The sequence below is a fragment of the Pseudomonas sp. TR47 genome (assembly GCF_044143025.1).
Taxonomy (GTDB): domain Bacteria; phylum Pseudomonadota; class Gammaproteobacteria; order Pseudomonadales; family Pseudomonadaceae; genus Aquipseudomonas; species Aquipseudomonas putida_E.
This window is the reverse complement of the sequence record NZ_JBHFCS010000008.1, coordinates 16,998-34,525: the sequence shown is the minus strand read 5'-3', so window position 1 is coordinate 34,525 and position 17,528 is coordinate 16,998. Positions and strand designations below refer to the sequence as shown.

At 63.3% G+C, this 17,528-nt stretch carries 13 protein-coding genes; 8 read left to right on the top strand and 5 right to left on the bottom strand.

Translation table 11 applies throughout. The features are described 5' to 3' along the window. Window positions 1-31 precede the first annotated feature (31 nt). The 3 genes from topA to ACEWE8_RS10940 all read left to right on the top strand — a co-directional run bounded on the left by topA (window position 32) and on the right by ACEWE8_RS10940 (window position 3,556). Window positions 32-2,641 carry a type I DNA topoisomerase gene (gene topA / locus ACEWE8_RS10950; RefSeq protein ID WP_046786461.1) on the top strand — a complete coding sequence of 870 codons (2,610 nt, stop codon included), beginning with the start codon at window positions 32-34 and terminating at the stop codon, window positions 2,639-2,641. A 115-nt stretch (window positions 2,642-2,756) separates the two neighbouring features. Continuing rightward, window positions 2,757-3,272, top strand: coding sequence for a DUF6586 family protein (locus tag ACEWE8_RS10945; protein ID WP_046786460.1), 516 nt, complete (start codon window positions 2,757-2,759; stop codon window positions 3,270-3,272). Window positions 3,273-3,322: 50 nt separating this feature from the next. Next, on the top strand, window positions 3,323-3,556 hold the full coding sequence (locus ACEWE8_RS10940) for a hypothetical protein (RefSeq protein WP_003248777.1): 234 nt from the start codon (window positions 3,323-3,325) through the stop codon (window positions 3,554-3,556). A gap of 38 nt (window positions 3,557-3,594) precedes the next feature. Here ACEWE8_RS10940 and sulA read toward each other — a convergent pair whose 3' ends face one another. Together sulA and lexA are read right to left on the bottom strand one after the other, a co-directional pair. After that, the gene (gene sulA / locus ACEWE8_RS10935) at window positions 3,595-4,071 is read right to left on the bottom strand and encodes an SOS-induced cell division inhibitor SulA (RefSeq protein WP_046786459.1); all 477 of its coding nucleotides are present in this window, start codon (window positions 4,069-4,071) and stop codon (window positions 3,595-3,597) included. 13 nt (window positions 4,072-4,084) lie between these two features. Beyond that, window positions 4,085-4,693, bottom strand: coding sequence for a transcriptional repressor LexA (gene lexA, locus ACEWE8_RS10930; protein WP_012313564.1), 609 nt, complete (start codon window positions 4,691-4,693; stop codon window positions 4,085-4,087). A gap of 220 nt (window positions 4,694-4,913) precedes the next feature. Between lexA and ACEWE8_RS10925 the strand changes: the two genes are divergently transcribed. Genes ACEWE8_RS10925 through nagZ form a run of 3 tightly spaced genes read left to right on the top strand, consistent with a single transcriptional unit; the run spans window position 4,914 to window position 7,207 of the window. Next, window positions 4,914-5,621, top strand: a complete 708-nt coding sequence (locus tag ACEWE8_RS10925) for a TetR/AcrR family transcriptional regulator (RefSeq protein ID WP_046786458.1) — start codon at window positions 4,914-4,916, stop codon at window positions 5,619-5,621. 40 nt (window positions 5,622-5,661) lie between these two features. Then, complete coding sequence (locus ACEWE8_RS10920) at window positions 5,662-6,183, top strand: L,D-transpeptidase (protein ID WP_046786457.1); 522 nt, start codon at window positions 5,662-5,664, stop codon at window positions 6,181-6,183. Between the two features lie 25 nt (window positions 6,184-6,208). Then, entirely contained in the window at window positions 6,209-7,207 is a 999-nt protein-coding gene (gene nagZ, locus ACEWE8_RS10915) for a beta-N-acetylhexosaminidase (protein ID WP_189339968.1), read from the top strand. 88 nt (window positions 7,208-7,295) lie between these two features. On the opposite strand, the gene ACEWE8_RS10910 is transcribed toward nagZ, so the two are convergent. Genes ACEWE8_RS10910 through mfd form a run of 3 tightly spaced genes read right to left on the bottom strand, consistent with a single transcriptional unit; the run spans window position 7,296 to window position 14,655 of the window. Next, a complete protein-coding gene (locus ACEWE8_RS10910; RefSeq protein ID WP_080952125.1) occupies window positions 7,296-10,622 on the bottom strand; it encodes a DEAD/DEAH box helicase in 3,327 nt (1,108 codons plus the stop codon). A gap of 1 nt (window position 10,623) precedes the next feature. After that, the gene (locus ACEWE8_RS10905) at window positions 10,624-11,196 is read right to left on the bottom strand and encodes a CsiV family protein (RefSeq protein WP_046786455.1); all 573 of its coding nucleotides are present in this window, start codon (window positions 11,194-11,196) and stop codon (window positions 10,624-10,626) included. Between the two features lie 9 nt (window positions 11,197-11,205). Further along, window positions 11,206-14,655: a transcription-repair coupling factor gene (mfd, locus tag ACEWE8_RS10900; RefSeq protein ID WP_046786454.1), complete on the bottom strand. Its 3,450-nt coding sequence runs from the start codon at window positions 14,653-14,655 to the stop codon at window positions 11,206-11,208. 168 nt (window positions 14,656-14,823) lie between these two features. Between mfd and ACEWE8_RS10895 the strand changes: the two genes are divergently transcribed. After that, complete coding sequence (locus ACEWE8_RS10895; protein WP_046786453.1) at window positions 14,824-16,287, top strand: glyceraldehyde-3-phosphate dehydrogenase; 1,464 nt, start codon at window positions 14,824-14,826, stop codon at window positions 16,285-16,287. A 211-nt stretch (window positions 16,288-16,498) separates the two neighbouring features. Then, entirely contained in the window at window positions 16,499-17,497 is a 999-nt protein-coding gene (locus ACEWE8_RS10890) for an FAD:protein FMN transferase (RefSeq protein WP_046786452.1), read from the top strand. Window positions 17,498-17,528: the final 31 nt, after the last annotated feature.

The following is a 17,528-nucleotide window of genomic DNA, read 5'->3' as shown; positions in this document are numbered from 1 at the left end:
TTCATCTTCAGATTCAGGAATACTCCGATCCATGGGCAAATCGCTGGTCATTGTGGAATCCCCGGCCAAGGCCAAGACCATCAACAAGTACCTGGGCAACCAGTACGTGGTGAAGTCGAGTATCGGCCACATCCGTGACCTCCCCACCAGCGGTTCGGCCAGCGCCAGCAAAGAGCCGGCCGCCAAGCGTGGCAAGGCTGCGGGTGAGGCGCCGGCCCTGTCGCCGAAAGAGAAGGCCCGTCGCCAGCTGGTGGCGCGCATGGGCGTCGACCCCGAGCACGGCTGGAAGGCCAAGTACGAGATCCTGCCTGGCAAGGAAAAGGTGATCGAAGAGTTGCGCCGCCTGGCCAAGGATGCTGACACCATCTATCTCGCGACCGACTTGGACCGCGAAGGGGAAGCCATCGCCTGGCACCTGCGCGAGGCCATCGGTGGCGACGACACCCGCTACAAGCGTGTGGTGTTCAACGAAATCACCAAAAAAGCCATCCAGGATGCGTTCTCGAAGCCCGGCGAGCTGGATATCGATCGTGTCAATGCCCAGCAGGCGCGCCGTTTCCTTGACCGCGTGGTGGGCTACATGGTCTCGCCACTGCTGTGGGCCAAGATCGCCCGTGGCCTGTCGGCCGGGCGTGTTCAGTCGGTGGCCGTGAAGCTGGTGGTCGAGCGTGAGCGCGAGATCCGTGCCTTCATCCCCGAAGAGTACTGGGAGGTGCACGCCGACCTTGGCACTGCCAAGGACGCCAAGGTGCGTTTCGAGGTGACCCGCGAGAAAGGCGAGGCCTTCAAGCCGCTGAACGAAGCGCAGGCCATGGCTGCACTGAGCAAGCTCAAGGCGTCCAGCTACAGCGTGCTCAAGCGTGAAGACCGCCCGACCAGCAGCAAGCCGTCGGCACCGTTCATCACCTCCACCCTGCAACAGGCTGCAAGCAACCGCCTGGGCTTCGGCGTGAAGAAGACCATGATGATGGCTCAGCGGCTATACGAAGCGGGCTACATCACCTACATGCGTACCGACTCGACCAACCTGTCGGTCGACGCGCTGGACATGGCGCGCAGCTACATCGAGCGTGAGTTCGGCAAGCAGTACCTGCCCGAAGCACCGCTGGTGTACGGCAGCAAAGAAGGCGCTCAGGAGGCCCACGAAGCGATTCGTCCTTCCGACGTCAACACGCACCCAACCAAGCTCAGCGGCATGGAGCGTGACGCCGAGCGCCTGTACGAGCTGATCTGGCGCCAGTTCCTCGCCTGCCAGATGCCGCCTGCCCAGTACCTGTCCACCAGTGTGACCGTGGCTGCCGGTGATTTCGAGCTGCGTGCCAAAGGTCGCATCCTCAAGTTCGACGGTTATACCCGTGTGCTGCCCCAGCAGAGCAAGCCGGGCGAAGATGACGTGTTGCCGGAGATGGTCCAGGGTGAAGCGCTCAAGCTGATCCAGATCGACCCCAGTCAGCACTTCACCAAGCCACCTGCGCGCTTTACCGAAGCCAGCCTGGTCAAGGAAATGGAAAAGCGCGGTATTGGCCGCCCGTCGACCTACGCAGCCATCATTTCCACCATCCAGGATCGCGGTTACGTAACACTGCACAATCGCCGCTTCTACTCCGAGAAGATGGGCGACATCGTTACCGAGCGCTTGTCGGAAAGCTTCGCCAACCTGATGGACTACGGTTTCACCGCCGTCATGGAGGAGAGCCTGGATGACGTGGCGCAGGGCGAGCGTGACTGGAAGAACGTTCTGGACGAGTTCTACGGCGACTTCAGCAAGAAACTGCTGACGGCAGAATCAGCCGAAGGCGGCATGCGTGCCAACCAGCCGACCATGACCAACATTCCGTGCAAGGAATGTGGGCGGCCGATGATGATCCGGACGGCCTCCACCGGCGTGTTCCTGGGTTGCTCGGGTTACAGCCTGCCGCCCAAAGAGCGCTGCAAGGCCACGGTCAACCTGGTGCCGGGCGATGAAATCGCTGCGGACGACGAAGGTGAATCGGAGTCGCGCGTGCTGTTGGGCAAGCACCGCTGCCCGATCTGCGCCACGGCCATGGATGCCTACCTGCTCGACGAGAAGCACAAGCTGCATATCTGCGGTAACAACCCTGATTGCGTCGGCTACGAGATCGAAGAGGGCAGTTACCGCATCAAGGGTTACGAAGGGCCGAGCCTGGAGTGTGACAAGTGCGGCAGCGAGATGCAGCTCAAGACCGGCCGGTTCGGCAAGTTCTTCGGTTGCACCAACCCTGCGTGCAAGAACACCCGCAAGCTGCTCAAGAGTGGCGAGGCGGCACCACCGAAGATGGACAAGGTGGACATGCCAGAGCTCAAGTGCGAGAAGGTCGACGACACCTACGTGCTGCGTGACGGTGCTTCTGGGTTGTTCCTGGCAGCCAGCCAGTTCCCCAAGAATCGCGAGACCCGTGCGCCGCTGGTGCTGGAGATCGTGCCGCACAAGCATGAGATCGACCCCAAGTACCACTTCCTGTGCGATGCGCCGCAGAAAGACCCCGAGGGTCGCCCGGCAGTGATCCGCTACAGCCGCAAGACCAAAGAGCAATACGTGCAGTCCGAGGTCGATGGCAAGCCTACCGGGTGGAAGGCGTTCTACGACGGTAATGCCTGGAAGGTTGAAGACAAGCGCTGATCGTTTCAGTGATGTAATTGGGGCCGCTTAGCGGCCCCAATTCATTGGTGACAAGTACACGCCGATCCCTGAAACTGCAGGTATTCGCCTTGCAGCCTTAGGGAGGTCACTCAAGATGGCCCAGGAACTCTACACCCGCACCAACCAGAAGCTCTTCTTCGCCGGCCTTGCCCTTGAGTCCATGGCCAAGGCTGTCGACAGTCAGGCCATGAATGCACAAGGCCTGGTGCAGGCCGAGCGCGAATCTGCGCTGTTCCACCTGTATGGCGCGCTACTGGGCTTGTGTCACGAGATTGGCGGCTTCTACCGCCTGCCGGCCGCGCCCAGTGTCGAGCAATTGCTCACCGATGACGCCCTGAATGACATCGCCATTCCCGAGGTGGCTGAGTTGCTGGAACTGGCCAGGCAGCGGGAAACCTGGCTGGCACAATTGCTCACCGCTTATGCCGATTTGTTCCGACCACCGGTCGCGAAAAAAACCGCGAAAACCGATGTCACTCAGCCACTCATCCAGGCCGTCAACCTCGACGAACCCGAGCAGGCTGCGCTGTCGCGTGAAGAGCTGGAAAGCTGGCGCAACAACCTCAAAGGCCTGGTGAGACGATTCCGTGACGCGTTGAGTGAGTGCTGATCTTCGCCTTGGCTGGTACAATGCTGGCCTTTCGCGGAGAACAGCCCTTTATGTCTACGTCTTTTCTGGAAATTGTCGAGTTGCCTGATGGCCGAATCGAACTGCGTCGTGCCGAGGACGAAGGCTCCCTGGTAACCCTGGATTTTTCGGAAGACGCCAAGGTATTCCTGCAGGGGCAACACGTTGAGGTTGCCAAGGCCATGCTGAGCGTGGGCGTGCAGATGGCGGGGCGCCTCATGGATGGCGAACTCGAGCGCGACGAAGGGCCGCGCGTACTTCACTGACACCCAGGTTGTTTCGGGTTACAGGCAAAGCCTGAACATCAGCCGAGGCGGATGTTCAGGCTTTGTGCGTTTCCGGCACTGGCTGCACGCAACAGTTGCTGTCGCGCGGTGGCATTTACGCTGCCAAGCCAGCTGACAACCGTGTGGCTACGGCCAAGGCGCAGGGCGTTACAGGCCAGTTGCAGTGCGCTCTGATTGCCGCGCGGCTGCAGCAGCAGAATGCGCTCGCGGTTGAGGCCGGCATCGCGCAACCAGGCCTGGGTCAGGCTGCCCGGCGGTGCGATAAGCGTCAGCCAGCGGGCCTCTTGCTCTTCGCTCAGTTCGCGTAGTACCGGTGCCAGCAAGGTCTGGCAATGTTCGGGTGCGCCACGCAGGGACAGTTCACTGAACAGGTCCGGTTCGCTGCTCTTGCGTGCCTGCTCGCTGGCCTTCAGGCCTGGCAGTACAGGTTGGGCGAGGAAGGCTTCGAACAAAGGAAGCTGTACCTGCTGTTGTGCTTGGACGAACTGTTGCATGACGCCTCCTGGTTCAGCGGCGAATTACGCCGACACTCAAACCTTCGATCACCATTTCCTGCTCTTTCAGGTCGACTTCGATGGGGGCGAAATCGGGGTTTTCGGCGATCAGCCAGACCTTGCTGCCTTCGCGTTTGAAACGTTTGACGGTCACTTCGTCGCCGATACGGGCGACGACGATCTGCCCGTTACGGGCCTCGCGGCAGGTGTGCACGGCCAGCAGGTCGCCGTCGAAGATGCCGACGTCCTTCATGCTCATGCCGTGTACGCGCAGCAGGTAGTCGGCGCGGGGGTGGAAGAAGGATGGATTGATGTTGCAAGATTGTTCGATGTGCTGCTCGGCAAGGATCGGTGCACCGGCTGCTACCCGGCCGATGATCGGCAGGCCGTTTTCTTCGGCCTTGGCTTCAAAGCCGGGGATGCGGATGCCGCGGGATGCGCCTGGGGTCATCTCGATCGCGCCTTTGCGCGCGAGGGCCTTGAGGTGCTCCTCGGCGGCGTTGGGCGACTTGAAGCCCAGCTCCTGAGCGATCTCTGCGCGCGTCGGCGGGAAGCCGTTGTCTTCAAGGCAACGTTTGATGAAGGCCAGGATTTCGGCTTGGCGGGGCGTCAGTTTCAACATGGCGGGCGCTCTGTCTTTTTATACAGTGACTGGGATTATATACAGTACTGGATGAGCTGCAAGCTCCACGCGACAAGAAAAAGCGGCGCGCACCCCTCTTGCGGCTTGCAGCTTGCAGCTCGGGGCTTTCTAATGGCGACCGCACAGTCACCGAGCCTTGACATCCGCAGGCCTGAAACGTATGTTTCAAACACCTGTTTGTCTGTCTGGCGGAGTAGTCATGGCCCAATCGGAAACCGTTGAACGCATTCTCGATGCTGCCGAGCAACTGTTCGCGGAAAGGGGGTTCGCGGAAACCTCGTTGCGGCTGATTACCAGCAAGGCCGGGGTCAACCTGGCGGCGGTCAATTACCATTTCGGCTCCAAGAAGGCGCTGATCCAGGCGGTCTTTTCCCGTTTCCTCGGGCCGTTCTGCGCCAGCCTCGAACGTGAGCTGGAGCGTCGCCAGGCCAAGCCGGAACAAAAGCCCAGCCTCGAAGAACTGCTGGAAATGCTCGTGGAACAGGCACTGGTGGTGCAGCCACGCAGCAACAACGACCTGTCGATCTTCATGCGCCTGCTGGGCCTGGCCTTCAGCCAGAGCCAAGGGCACCTGCGGCGCTACCTGGAAGACATGTATGGCAAGGTGTTCCGCCGCTACATGTTGCTGGTCAATGAAGCCGCGCCACGCATCCCTCCCCTCGAACTGTTCTGGCGCGTGCACTTCATGCTCGGTGCCGCGGCGTTCAGCATGTCCGGCATCAAGGCATTGCGCGCCATTGCCGAAACCGACTTTGGTATCAACACCTCCATAGAGCAGGTCATGCGCCTGATGGTGCCGTTCCTGGCCGCTGGCATGCGCGCCGACAGCGGTGTCACCGACGAGGCGATGGCCACCGCACAGTTGCGCCCGCGCAGTAAAACCGCCAGCACCACCGCCAAGGCCTGAAGGCTGGGCGGGGCAGGGCGCTTGGGCTAAGCTAGCGCCCATGCCCGACCTCGATCTCCTGCACATTTCCCTCGCTGACCAGCGCCTCTATGGCTTTGCCAATGGGCAGTTGTGCCTGCGCCTGGCGGTGTCGACTGCCCGCAATGGCGCCGGTGAGCGCAATGGCTCCGGCTGCACGCCACGCGGCCTGCACCAGGTGCGAGCGAGGATCGGGGCGGGCTTGCCGCTCAATGCCGTGCTGCGTGGCCGGCGCTGGACCGGTGAGGTCTGGTCGCCGGCGTTGCACGCACAGCATCCCGGGCGTGACTGGGTGCTTACCCGCATCCTCTGGCTCAGCGGTTGCGAGGCCGGGGTCAACCGTCTGGGCGCCGTGGACACGTTCCGCCGCTATATCTATCTGCATGGCACGCCCGACACGGAACCCTTGGGCATACCGCTGTCCCATGGCTGTATTCGCCTGCGCAACACCGATCTGCTTGGCCTGTTCGAGCGCGTACCGGCGCATTGCCCGGTGCGTATCGAGGAGGCCGCATGCCCCCAGTGGGCTTCTTTAAGTCTGTAATGAAGGATTGCCTATGACCGTCAGCCTGCAAGGCTCCCTGATGGTGGATATCGCCGGTAAATGGCTGGCCGCCGAAGACCGCCAGCTCCTGCGCCAGCCGGAAGTGGCTGGCCTGATCATCTTTGCCCGCAACATCGACAGCCCGCGCCAGGTGCGTGAACTGTGCGCGTCCATTCGCGCCATTCGTCCCGATCTGATTCTGGCCGTCGACCAGGAAGGTGGGCGTGTGCAGCGTTTGCGTCAGGGCTTCGTGCGCCTGCCAGCCATGCGCGCGATCGCCGATAACGCCAATGCCGAGTACCTCGCCGAGCAGTGCGGTTGGTTGATGGCCACTGAGGTGCTGGCGGTTGGCCTGGACCTGAGCTTCGCCCCTGTGCTCGACCTGGATCACCAGCGTAGCGCTGTGGTCGGCAGCCGCGCGTTCGAAGGCGACCCGCAACGTGCCACGCAGCTGGCCGGCGCCTTCATCCGCGGGATGAATGCAGCGGGCATGGCTGCCTGTGGCAAGCATTTCCCGGGGCATGGCTGGGCGGAGGCGGACTCCCACGTGGCCATTCCGACGGACGAGCGCAGCCTCGAGCAACTGCGCCAGGCAGATCTGGTGCCGTTCTCCCGCCTCAGCGGGCAGCTGGCGGCAGTGATGCCGGCGCATGTCATCTATCCGCAGGTAGACAACCAGCCGGCCGGGTTCTCGCGCCGTTGGTTGCAGGACATCCTGCGTGGCGAACTGGGCTTTGACGGGGTGATCTTCAGTGACGACCTGTCGATGGCCGGTGCGCATGTGGTCGGCGATGCGGCCAATCGGATCGAGGCGGCGCTGAGTGCGGGTTGTGACATGGGCCTGGTGTGCAATGACCGGGCGGCAGCAGAGCTGGCTTTGAGCGCGGCGCAGCGGCTGAAGGTAAAGCCATCGCCGCGGATTGCACGCATGCGCGGGCAGGGTTTTGCGCGGACCGATTATCGCCAGCAGCCGCGTTGGCTGGAGGCGCTAGGGGCGTTGCGCGAGGCGCAATTGGTCGATTGACTGTGCCGGCCCCCACAGGTATCTCGCTGCTGTCCAAGGCAGTGAAAGTCCTGTGGGGGCTTGCCAGCGAAGTAGCCGGGACTGACTGCTAGCGCGCCCGCTTTCCGGGTAGCGGAGCAAACAACGCTTCGATTTCCTCATCCCCCAGACGCCACTGCCCAGCCTCTGCCCCGTCGAGCAAGCTTGCTGCCAGCGCTGCTTTTTCCTGCTGCAGCTGCTGAATCTTCTCTTCAACGGTACCGCGCGTGATCAGCTTGAACACGAACACCGGCTTGTCCTGGCCGATGCGGTACGCGCGGTCGGTGGCCTGGTTCTCGCTGGCCGGGTTCCACCACGGGTCGAAGTGAATCACGGTGTCGGCAGCCGTCAGGTTCAGCCCCACGCCGCCGGCCTTGAGGCTGATCAGAAACACTTCGCTCTCGCCCTGCTGGAACTGCTGCACCGGTGTGCGCCGGTCACGGGTGTCGCCGGTGAGCAGGCTGTAGCGGATCTTGCGCTTTTCCAGCTCTTGTTCGATCAATGCCAGCATCGAGGTGAACTGCGAGAACAACAGCACCCGGCGCCCTTCACTGAGCAGTTCTTCGAGCATGTCCAGCAGCGCGCCGAGCTTGCCCTTGTCAGCCTGATTGCCCTTGGTCTCGACCCCTTTGACCAGGCGTAAATCGCAACATACCTGGCGCAGCTTGAGCAGGGCATCGAGGATCACGATCTGGCTGCGTGCCGTGCCATTGCGCGCGATTTCGTCGCGCACTTTCTTGTCCATCGCCACGCGTACGGCCTCGTAGGTATCACGCTGGGCGTCGCTGAGCTCGACCCAATGGACCATTTCGGTCTTGGGAGGCAATTCGGTCGCTACCTGCTCCTTGGTGCGGCGCAGCAGGAACGGGCGGATGCGGGTGACCAGGTGCGCCAGACGTTCCGCGTCGCCATGGCGTTCGATAGGCGTACGGTAATCCTGATTGAAGCGTTTGAGCTCGCCCAGCCAGCCGGGCATGAGAAAGTGGAAGATCGACCACAGCTCGCCCAGGTTGTTCTCCATTGGCGTGCCGGTCAGGCACAGACGCTGGTTGGCCTGCAGCTCGCAGACAGCCTGGGCGGCCTTGCTGGTGCTGCTCTTGATGTTCTGCGCCTCGTCCAGCACCAGTACGCTCCACTGCTGCGCGCGCAGGTGCTCGAGGTCGCGCGGCACCAGGGCGTAGGTGGTCAGTACCAGGTCGTATTCGTGCAGCTTGGCGAAATGCTTGCTGCGGCCGGGGCCGTGCAGGGCCAGGACGCGCAGGTCGGGGGCGAAGCGTTGGGCTTCGTCGAGCCAGTTTGGCACCAGGCTGGTCGGCATCACTGCCAGGGCAGGGTGGGCGAGGCGCCCGTTCTGCTTTTCCAGCAGCAGGTGGGCCAGGGCCTGCAAGGTCTTGCCCAGGCCCATGTCGTCGCCAAGGATGCCGCCGGTGCCCATTTCGCGCAGGGCCTGCAACCAGTTCAGGCCCTGCTGCTGATAGGGGCGCAGGGTGGCGTTGAGCGCTGCGGGCGGCGCGACCTGCAGGTCGCGTGCATCGCGCAGGCGCCGGCCCAGGTCGCGCACATGGGCGCCACCTTCCCAGTGCAGGGGCAAATGTTCGATGTCGTTCAGGCGTGCCGCGTCGGCGCGGTCCATGCGCAGGGTGGGGCCGACGTTGTCCTCGTGCAGGTACAGTTCACCCAGGGTGCCCATGACCGACTTGATTCGCCCGTAGGGCAGGGCGACGCGCAGCGCGGGGGCGTCCAGCCGGCCGCGGTTGAGGTCGATCAGCAGGTGTTCGTCGTCGCTGCGCCGGGCCAGCTCGCTGGGCCGCAGCAGCTCGGGGTTGCTGCGCAACAGCTGCAGCACGATGGGCAGCAGGCTATGGCGCTGGCCTTCGACGACGATGCCCAGCTCCAGGTCGAACCATTCATGGCCTGGTGCTTCCTCGATGCTGGCGTACCAGTCGTCCACCTCATGCAGGTTGAAGGCGAAGTCGCGGTGGATGTCGACTTCCCAACCTGCCTCGCGCAGGCGCGGCAGGCCGTCGCGGGCGAAACGTAGCCAGGCTTCGTCGTCGGGCAGCTGAAGCATCTCGCCCGCGCTGTCTGGCAGCGCCTTGCTCTGCCGGGTGGCGGGCTTGAAACCCAGTTCGCGCAGTGCCTTGCGCAGTGCCTGCTCGGCCGGGGGCTGGCGGCGGATGCGCTGGCTGGTGGTGTCCACCAGTCGGGTCAATGGCTTGTCGTCGCTGCCACTGGCGCGCAGCCCATCGTAGTCGAAGGAAAGGGCGGCGCGGTGTTGCATCTGGCGCTGCATACGCCCGGTCTTGGGCATGTAGGCGCTGAATTCGAGACTGCCAAGGATCAGCCGGCCCTTGGGCTGGATGTTTTCGACCTGCTCGGTGACCACGGCGGTAGGGGTCGGGACTTGCCGGTTCAAGGCGTTCAGTCGATGACTCAAAGGTACTACCAGGTGTTCAGGTACGGTTGGCGCGCGTGCGAGCTGGCTGGCGATGAAGGGGTCGAGATCATGCTGCAGCTCGCCGGTCTGATGCGAATGCCGGTCGATGTAGTGCAAAGGCTCGATGGGCAGGACCTGCAGCTGCAGGTGCTGGTCATGGTGCCAGGCGCCCCTGTAGCTGCCGTTGTCCAGCCTGACCCAGCGGAACTCGGCATGCAGTTGCGGCCCGGCATGCAAAGGCGTGGGGTCGTCTTCATACAGCAGGCGCCCGGTCGCCAAGGCGTAGCTCAAAAGCTCCGCCCCTTGCTTGCCTTCCAGCTGCGCCACGGGCGTCAGCGTTTTGCTGCGGGCATCGATCAGGCGCAACAGCCGAGCGTCATCTTCCGTAACGTAACGTGGGGTGTAGTAGATCATCTCCGGCATTGAGGTGATGCGGCCGATTTTCAGCGTACCGTCGGTTTGTAGCGTGCCCTTGATTGGCTCGAGCTGAAAGTGTTCGCTATCGCTGTGAATGCGGTAGTAGATGGCCGGACCTTTGCGTGCCGGTTCGCTACTGGCTGCAGCCTTGGAGGGCGATTCGAGCCCCTGCACCCACAGGTTCAGGTCGGGCGGCAGCGACAGCGCGGCTTGCTCCTGAGTTGCGGCTGCCTCAAGGTTTCCACCTTCGAGCTCCAGTTGCAGCAACGCAGCGACGCAGTGCTTGCAATTCAATCCTACCGGGCAGGAGCAGCTCCCAAAGACGCGCAGGTCGCCGTAATTCAATACCAGCTTGATATCCTGATGGTAAATCTGGCCCGCCGAGCCCTCGCACCTCGCCTCGATGGAATGGCCCTGCAGCGAAAGGATGCGCGTTCGTTCCTGTGCTGCATATTTACGGCCTCGGGCCAGTGCGCCCGCGTCGATAAAATCGACCCAGTCCGGATGGGCTCTGAGCAGTTGCCGTGCGTCGCCCTCAGTCACATCACTGCTCCATCATCTCCGGGTCCATCACCGGCATCTTCCGTGTACCTGGCGGGGTGACCTTCAGCAGCACCGCCAGGTGGCCGCCATCGAGGAAGGTCAGCTGGCCGCCCTTGATGGTGCTGTTGCTCTGTTTGAACTGCTCGCTCTTGAGCACATTGCCGTTGCTGTCGAGCTGGTTGACCCAGAAATTGGCCTCCACGGCAATGAAGCGCCCTTCGGTGATGCTCAGGTTGCCTTCGATCGGGAAGTGGCCGAACTGCTCCTGGCCATCACCCAGGGCGATGCGGCTTGGCGTGCTGCCGACCTGCTGCTGCCAGGCCTTGTGCAGCAGCACGGTGTAGTCGGCCGTGGCTTGCAGGCGGGTGGCTTCATCTTCCAGCGCCAGTGGGCGTTCGGCGCTCTTTTCCAGGCGCAGGGCGCCGGCGCTCCAGTCCTCAGGGGCGTACGGGCTGGTGAAGGCCGGCACGCTGTTCTGCCGCACAAGGATCATTTCCACCTGATAAAGACCTTCAGCGAAGGCGGCCGGCGCGAACAGCGCAAGCAACAAGGTCAGGCAACGGATGGCACGCATGGATCTTCCTTAGGCTGTCTGTGGGGTCAGGCGCTCGAACAGCGCCTCCAGAGTGTTGAAGCGTTCGTCGGGCCGTTCCATCGGTACCAGGAAGCGGAACTGGGTTGCGCCTTCGAACTTGTAGCGTTTGGGTTGGCCCTGGATCAGCTTGATCAGGGTCAGCGGGTCGACTGGGGTTTCGGCCTCGAACTCGAGCTTGCCGCCGTTCGGGCCGGCATCGACTTTCTTGATGCCGAGCTTTTCCGCCTGCAGCTTGAGCTGGGTCAGGCGCATCAGGTTCTTGGTCGGCTCGGGCAGCAGGCCGAAGCGGTCGATCATCTCCACCTGCAGGTCCTTGAGGCCCTCTTCGTCAGCCGCCGAGGCGATGCGCTTGTAGAGGATCAGCCGCGCATGCACGTCGGGCAAGTAGTCCTCGGGGATCAGTGCCGGCAGGCGCAGGTTGATTTCCGGGCCGCCGCCCAGCGGCTGTTCCAGGTTCGGCTGGGTGCCCTTGCGAATGGCCTTGACCGCCCGTTCGAGCATTTCCATGTAAAGGGTAAAGCCCACGGCCTGGATCTGCCCGCTCTGGCCTTCGCCCAGCAGCTCGCCGGCGCCGCGGATTTCCAGGTCGTTGGTGGCCAGCACGAAGCCGGCGCCCAGGTCCTGGGTGTTGGCAATGGCTTCCAGGCGTTTCTCGGCGTCGGCGCTCACTTTTTGCCGCGCCGGTGTCAGCAGGTAGGCGTAGGCCTGGTGGTGGCTGCGGCCGACCCGGCCACGCAACTGGTGCAGCTGGGCCAGGCCGAACTTGTCGGCGCGCTCGATGACGATGGTGTTGGCGCTGGGCACGTCGATGCCGGTCTCGATGATGGTCGAGGCGATCAGCACGTTGAAGCGCTTGTGGTAGAAGTCGCTCATCACCTGTTCCAGCTCGCGCTCGCGCATCTGCCCGTGGCCGATGCCGATACGCGCTTCGGGGACCAGTTCGGCAAGGTCGGCGGCGCATTTTTCGATGGTTTTCACATCGTTGTGCAGGTAGTACACCTGGCCGCCGCGCAGCAGTTCACGCAGCAGCGCTTCTTTCACCGTGCTGTTGTTGTGCTCCATGACGAAGGTGCGCACCGACAGGCGCCGAGCCGGCGGCGTGGCGATGATGGACAGGTCGCGCATGCCGGCTACGGCCATGTTCAGCGTTCGCGGAATCGGTGTCGCGGTCAGGGTGAGGATGTCCACCTCGCTGCGCAGGGCCTTGAGCTGTTCCTTCTGGCGTACGCCAAAGCGGTGCTCTTCGTCGATCACTACCAGGCCCAGGTCCTTGAAGCGCACATCGTCCTGCAGCAGCTTGTGCGTGCCGATCAGGATGTCAATCTTGCCTTCGGCCAGGTCCGCTGCAGCGCTGGCCACTTCCTTGGCCGATTTGAAACGGCTCATCACCTCGACCGTCACCGGCCAGTCTGCGAAGCGGTCGCGGAAGCTGTTGTAGTGCTGCTGTGCAAGCAGGGTGGTAGGCACCAGCACCGCTACCTGGCGGCCACTGTGCACGGCGATGAAGGCTGCGCGCATGGCGACCTCGGTCTTGCCGAAGCCGACGTCGCCGCACACCAGGCGGTCCATCGGCTTGGCGGCGAGCATGTCGGCGCGTACCGCTTCGATGGCATTCTGCTGGTCGGGGGTTTCCTCGAAGGGGAAGCCTGCGCTGAAGGTGGCATAGTCGGCGGCCGGGTCGGCGAAGGCGTACCCTTTGCGGGCGGCGCGGCGGGCGTAGATGTCGAGCAGCTCGGCGGCCACGTCGCGTACCTGTTCGGCGGCTTTGCGCTTGGCCTTCTGCCAGGCTTCCGAGCCCAGCCGGTGCAACGGCGCCAGGGCGTCATCGCTGCCGGTGTAGCGGGCAATCAGGTGCAGGTTGGCCACTGGGACGTAGAGCTTGGCGCCCTCGGCGTACTCCAGGGTCAGGAACTCGGCGGCCTGGCCGTCGATCTCCAGCGTGGCCAGGCCCAGGTAGCGGCCCACGCCATGGTCGATGTGCACCACCGGGGCACCTTCGCGCAGCTCGGTAAGGTTCTTGATCACCGCATCATTGGCGGCCTCGCCGCGCTTGTCGCGGCGCCGGCGCTGCATCACGCGCTGGCCGAACAGCGGGCTTTCGGCAACCAGGGCGATGGCAGGGTCTTCGAGCAGCAGGCCTTCGTCCAGCGGGGCGATGGTGATCGCAAGGCGCTGGCTGCCAGTGATGAAGTCAGCCCAGCCCTCGACTGTCTGCGGCCTCAGCTTGAGGCGCTCGAGCAACTCCAGCAGCACCTCGCGACGGCCCGCCGATTCGGCGGTGAACAACACCCGGCCGCTGAACTGGTCGAGGAAGTCGGACAATGCCGCCAGCGGCTGGTTGGCCTTGGCTTCGATGGCCAGGTTGGGCAGGGTGCGGGCGGGGAAGCGCTCACGGCCGGTACCAGGCTCGACATCATCGGCACTGACCACCACGCGCGGCCACTGCTTGAGCTGGGCGAAGCAGTCTTCCACCGGCAGGAACAGTTCAGAAGGCGGCAGCAATGGGCGGCTCAAGTCGCCGCGGCGGTCTTCGTAGCGCCCGCGCACGTCGTTCCAGAAGTGCTCGGCAGCCTGCTCGACGCCCGGCAGCGAGAACACCTGGGTGTCGCTTGGCAGGTAGTCGAACAGGGTCGAGGTTTCTTCGAAGAACAGCGGCAGGTAGTACTCGATGCCGGCGGGGATGATGCCGCTGGCCAGGTCCTGGAAGATCGCGCTGCGGCGGAAGTCGACATCGAAACGCTCACGGAAGCGTGCCTTGAAGCGCGTCACTTCCTCTTTCTGCATGGGGAATTCGCGTGCCGGCAGCAGGCGGATCGAGTCGACCTTGTCGATCGAGCGCTGGGTCTCCGGGTCGAAGGTGCGCAGGGTCTCGATCTCGTCGTCGAACAGGTCGATGCGGTAGGGCAGCTTGCTGCCCATCGGGAACAGGTCGATCAGCGCGCCGCGTACGGCGAACTCGCCATGTTCGTAGACCGTGTCGACGCAGCGGTAGCCAGTGGCCTCCAGGCGTGAGCGCATCTGCTCTACGTCGATGGTCTGGCCGACGTCCAGCACCAGGCTGCTGCCGAGCATAAAGCGCGTGGGGGCCAGGCGGTGCAGGGCCGTGGTGATCGGCACCACGAGGATGCCATGGCTCAATTCCGGCAGCCGGTAGAGGCTGGCGATGCGCTGGGAAATGATGTCCTGGTGTGGCGAGAACAGGTCGTAGGGCAGGGTTTCCCAGTCTGGGAACGGCAGCACCGGAAGGCCGGGGGCGAAGAAGCGCAGCTCCTGCTCCAGACGGTCGGCAGCCTGGCTGTCGGCGGTCAGCAGCAGGGTGAAGCGGCCAGCACTGCTGGCGGCCTCGGCGATGGCAAGGCTGAGGGCGGCACCGGGCAGGTTGCCCCAGGTTTGTTTGCCGGCCGTGGCCGACATTTGCGGTAGGCGCAGAACTGACACGGGAGATTGCACTCCAAGCGTTGCGGCAAAGAGACCGATTGTACCGGTGCCGGTGCGTGCTGTCAGGCTCGGAAAGGGCATGAGCACGGGCTTTGGCTCCCACGACAGGCGCTCATTGCCGGTTACGCGTTGGGGCGTCATAATGTAGCCCCTTTTTTCTCCCCCTACATGTGGAAGGTTCCCGTGACTCAGAAGCCCGACCAGTGTCTTGGTGAGTGGATCGATCGTGAAGCTCTGGCTGAAGCGATGATCCCGCTTATCGGTCAGCTCTACCGCAACAACAACGTGGTGAGCTCGATCTATGGCCGCAGCCTGATCAACCGTTCGGTTATCTCGATCCTCAAGGCCCACCGCTTTGCGCGTCACCGTCAGACCGACGAAACCGAACTGTCCGTCCACGAGACATTCCCCCTGCTCAAAGCCATGAGCGAGCTGAAACTGGGCGCCGCTTCGGTCGACCTGGGCAAGCTGGCCAACAAGTTCAAGCAGGAAGGCAACGGCAAGACCGCCGAGCAGTTCGTGCGTGAAGAACTGGCCGACGTGGTTGGCCAGCAGAACGCTTCGGCGCGCAAGGGCACCGACGTTGTCCTGTACGGTTTCGGCCGCATCGGCCGCCTGCTGGCGCGTATCCTGATCGAGAAGACCGGTGGTGGCGACGGCCTGCGCCTGCGTGCAATCGTTGTGCGCAAGGGTGCCGAAAACGACCTGGTCAAGCGCGCCAGCCTGCTGCGCCGTGACTCGGTGCACGGCCCGTTCGATGGCACCATCACCATCGACGAAGCCAACAACACCATCACTGCCAACGGCAACCTGATCCAGATCATCTACGCCAAGAGCCCGAGCGAAGTCGACTACACCCAGTACGGCATCGACAACGCCCTGATCGTCGACAACACCGGCGTATGGCGTGATGCCGACGGCCTGGGCCAGCACCTGGTCTGCCCGGGCGCTGCCCGCGTGATCCTCACCGCACCTGGCAAGGGCGCGCTGAAGAACATCGTGCACGGCATCAACCACGGTGACATCACCGCCGAGGACAAGATCATCTCGGCAGCTTCGTGCACCACCAACGCCATCGTGCCGGTGCTCAAGGCCATCAACGACCAGTACGGCATCGTCAATGGTCACGTCGAAACCGTTCACTCGTTCACCAACGACCAGAACCTGATCGACAACTTCCACAAGGGCAGCCGTCGTGGTCGCGCCGCGCCGCTGAACATGGTCATCACCGAAACCGGTGCTGCCACTGCTGCCGCCAAGGCGCTGCCGGTGCTCAAGGGCAAGCTGACCGGCAACGCCATTCGCGTACCGACGCCGAACGTGTCGATGGCCATCCTGAACCTGAACCTGGAAAAGGCCACCAACCGCGAAGAAATCAACGAGTACCTGCGCCAGACCGCCATGCACTCGGAGCTGCACAAGCAGATCGATTACGTCAGCTCGCAGGAAGTGGTTTCCACCGACTTCGTAGGCTCGCGCCACGCGGGTGTGGTTGACGCCGAAGCGACCATCGCCAACGATAACCGCGTTGTCCTGTACGTCTGGTACGACAACGAATTCGGTTACAGCTGCCAGGTGGTTCGCGTGATGGAAGACATGGCCGGTGTGAACCCGCCAGCGTTTCCACGCTAATTCGCTTGTAAGGCAATGAAAAAACGGGAACCTTCGGGTTCCCGTTTTTTATGGTCTGATGAACCGATCTGGCCGCTACTGTGTCTGTAATGGCCTCATCGCCGGCAAGCCGGCCCCCACAGGTGAAACAGTGGCTCCAAGGTATGTGGTGACCCTGTGGGAGTCGGCTTGCCGGCGATGAGGCCGGTGCTGGCAACCGAGAACTCAACTTTTGCGCACAGCCCTCCTGTTCATCCTCATGCTGCTGACCGCCTGCAACCAAGGCCCCACCCTGGAGCGCCTCGGTGGCCCTGCCATGGGTAGCAGCTACAGCATCCAGTACGTCCGCGAGCCAGGCGGGCCGGCGCCTGTCCAGGTACAGGCGGCGGTGGAAACGATCCTGCAGGGCATAGATCAGCACTACTCGACCTACCGCGGCGACTCTGCGGTGAGCCTGTTCAATCAGCTCCCCGGCAACCAGTGCCTGGCCTTGCCGTCAGACATGCTCGAACTGGTCACCTTCGGCCAGCACTTCGCCGAACAGAGCGATGGTGCCTTTGACCTCACTGTCGAGCCGCTGCTCGACCTCTGGGGTTTCGGCCCCCAGGCCCGCCATGAGCAGGTGCCAGAACCGCAGGCGCTGGCCAATGCCCGCCTGCGTGTGGGCTACCAGCACTTGCGCATCGAGGGCCAGGCATTGTGCAAGGACGCCCCGGTGCAACTGGACTTCAACAGCATCGCCGCTGGCCACGCCGTGGACCTGATTGCTGCACGCCTGCGTGCCATGGGTATCGCCAGCTTCATTGCCGAAGTTACCGGCGAGCTCAAGGCGGTGGGCGGCAAACCCGATGGCAGCCCATGGCGCATCGCCCTGGAATTGCCCCGCGAAGACCGTCAGATCGCCCGCCAGGTAATACCGGTCAACGGCCTGGGTGTGTCGACCTCGGGTGACTATCGGCACTATTTCGAGCAGAATGGCCGGCGCTATTCGCACACCTTCGATGCCCGTCTCGGGCGCCCGGTCGATCATGACCTGGCTGCCGTCACCGTGCTCGATGCCTCGGCGCTGCAGGCCGACGGCTACTCGACCCTGTTGCTGATCCTTGGGCCTGAGCGCGGCTGGGATTTTGCCATCGCTCATGACCTGGCGGCGGTATTGGTGACTCGGGCAGAGGGTGGCTTCGTCTCCCGAGCTACGCCCGCTTTCGAGCGGGCGCTCACAGGCAAGTGAAAGCGCAAGCAGGGACGGTAGCTGCCAGGGA

Excerpts from the sequence above, each read along its gene's own strand:
- topA (WP_046786461.1), top strand. The coding sequence starts at position 32 with ATGGGCAAATCGCTGGTCATTGTGGAATCCCCGGCCAAGGCCAAGACC.
- ACEWE8_RS10945 (WP_046786460.1), top strand. The coding sequence starts at position 2,757 with ATGGCCCAGGAACTCTACACCCGCACCAACCAGAAGCTCTTCTTCGCC.
- ACEWE8_RS10940 (WP_003248777.1), top strand. The coding sequence starts at position 3,323 with ATGTCTACGTCTTTTCTGGAAATTGTCGAGTTGCCTGATGGCCGAATC.
- sulA (WP_046786459.1), bottom strand. The coding sequence starts at position 4,071 with ATGCAACAGTTCGTCCAAGCACAACAGCAGGTACAGCTTCCTTTGTTC.
- lexA (WP_012313564.1), bottom strand. The coding sequence starts at position 4,693 with ATGTTGAAACTGACGCCCCGCCAAGCCGAAATCCTGGCCTTCATCAAA.
- ACEWE8_RS10925 (WP_046786458.1), top strand. The coding sequence starts at position 4,914 with ATGGCCCAATCGGAAACCGTTGAACGCATTCTCGATGCTGCCGAGCAA.
- ACEWE8_RS10920 (WP_046786457.1), top strand. The coding sequence starts at position 5,662 with ATGCCCGACCTCGATCTCCTGCACATTTCCCTCGCTGACCAGCGCCTC.
- ACEWE8_RS10905 (WP_046786455.1), bottom strand. The coding sequence starts at position 11,196 with ATGCGTGCCATCCGTTGCCTGACCTTGTTGCTTGCGCTGTTCGCGCCG.
- ACEWE8_RS10895 (WP_046786453.1), top strand. The coding sequence starts at position 14,824 with ATGTGGAAGGTTCCCGTGACTCAGAAGCCCGACCAGTGTCTTGGTGAG.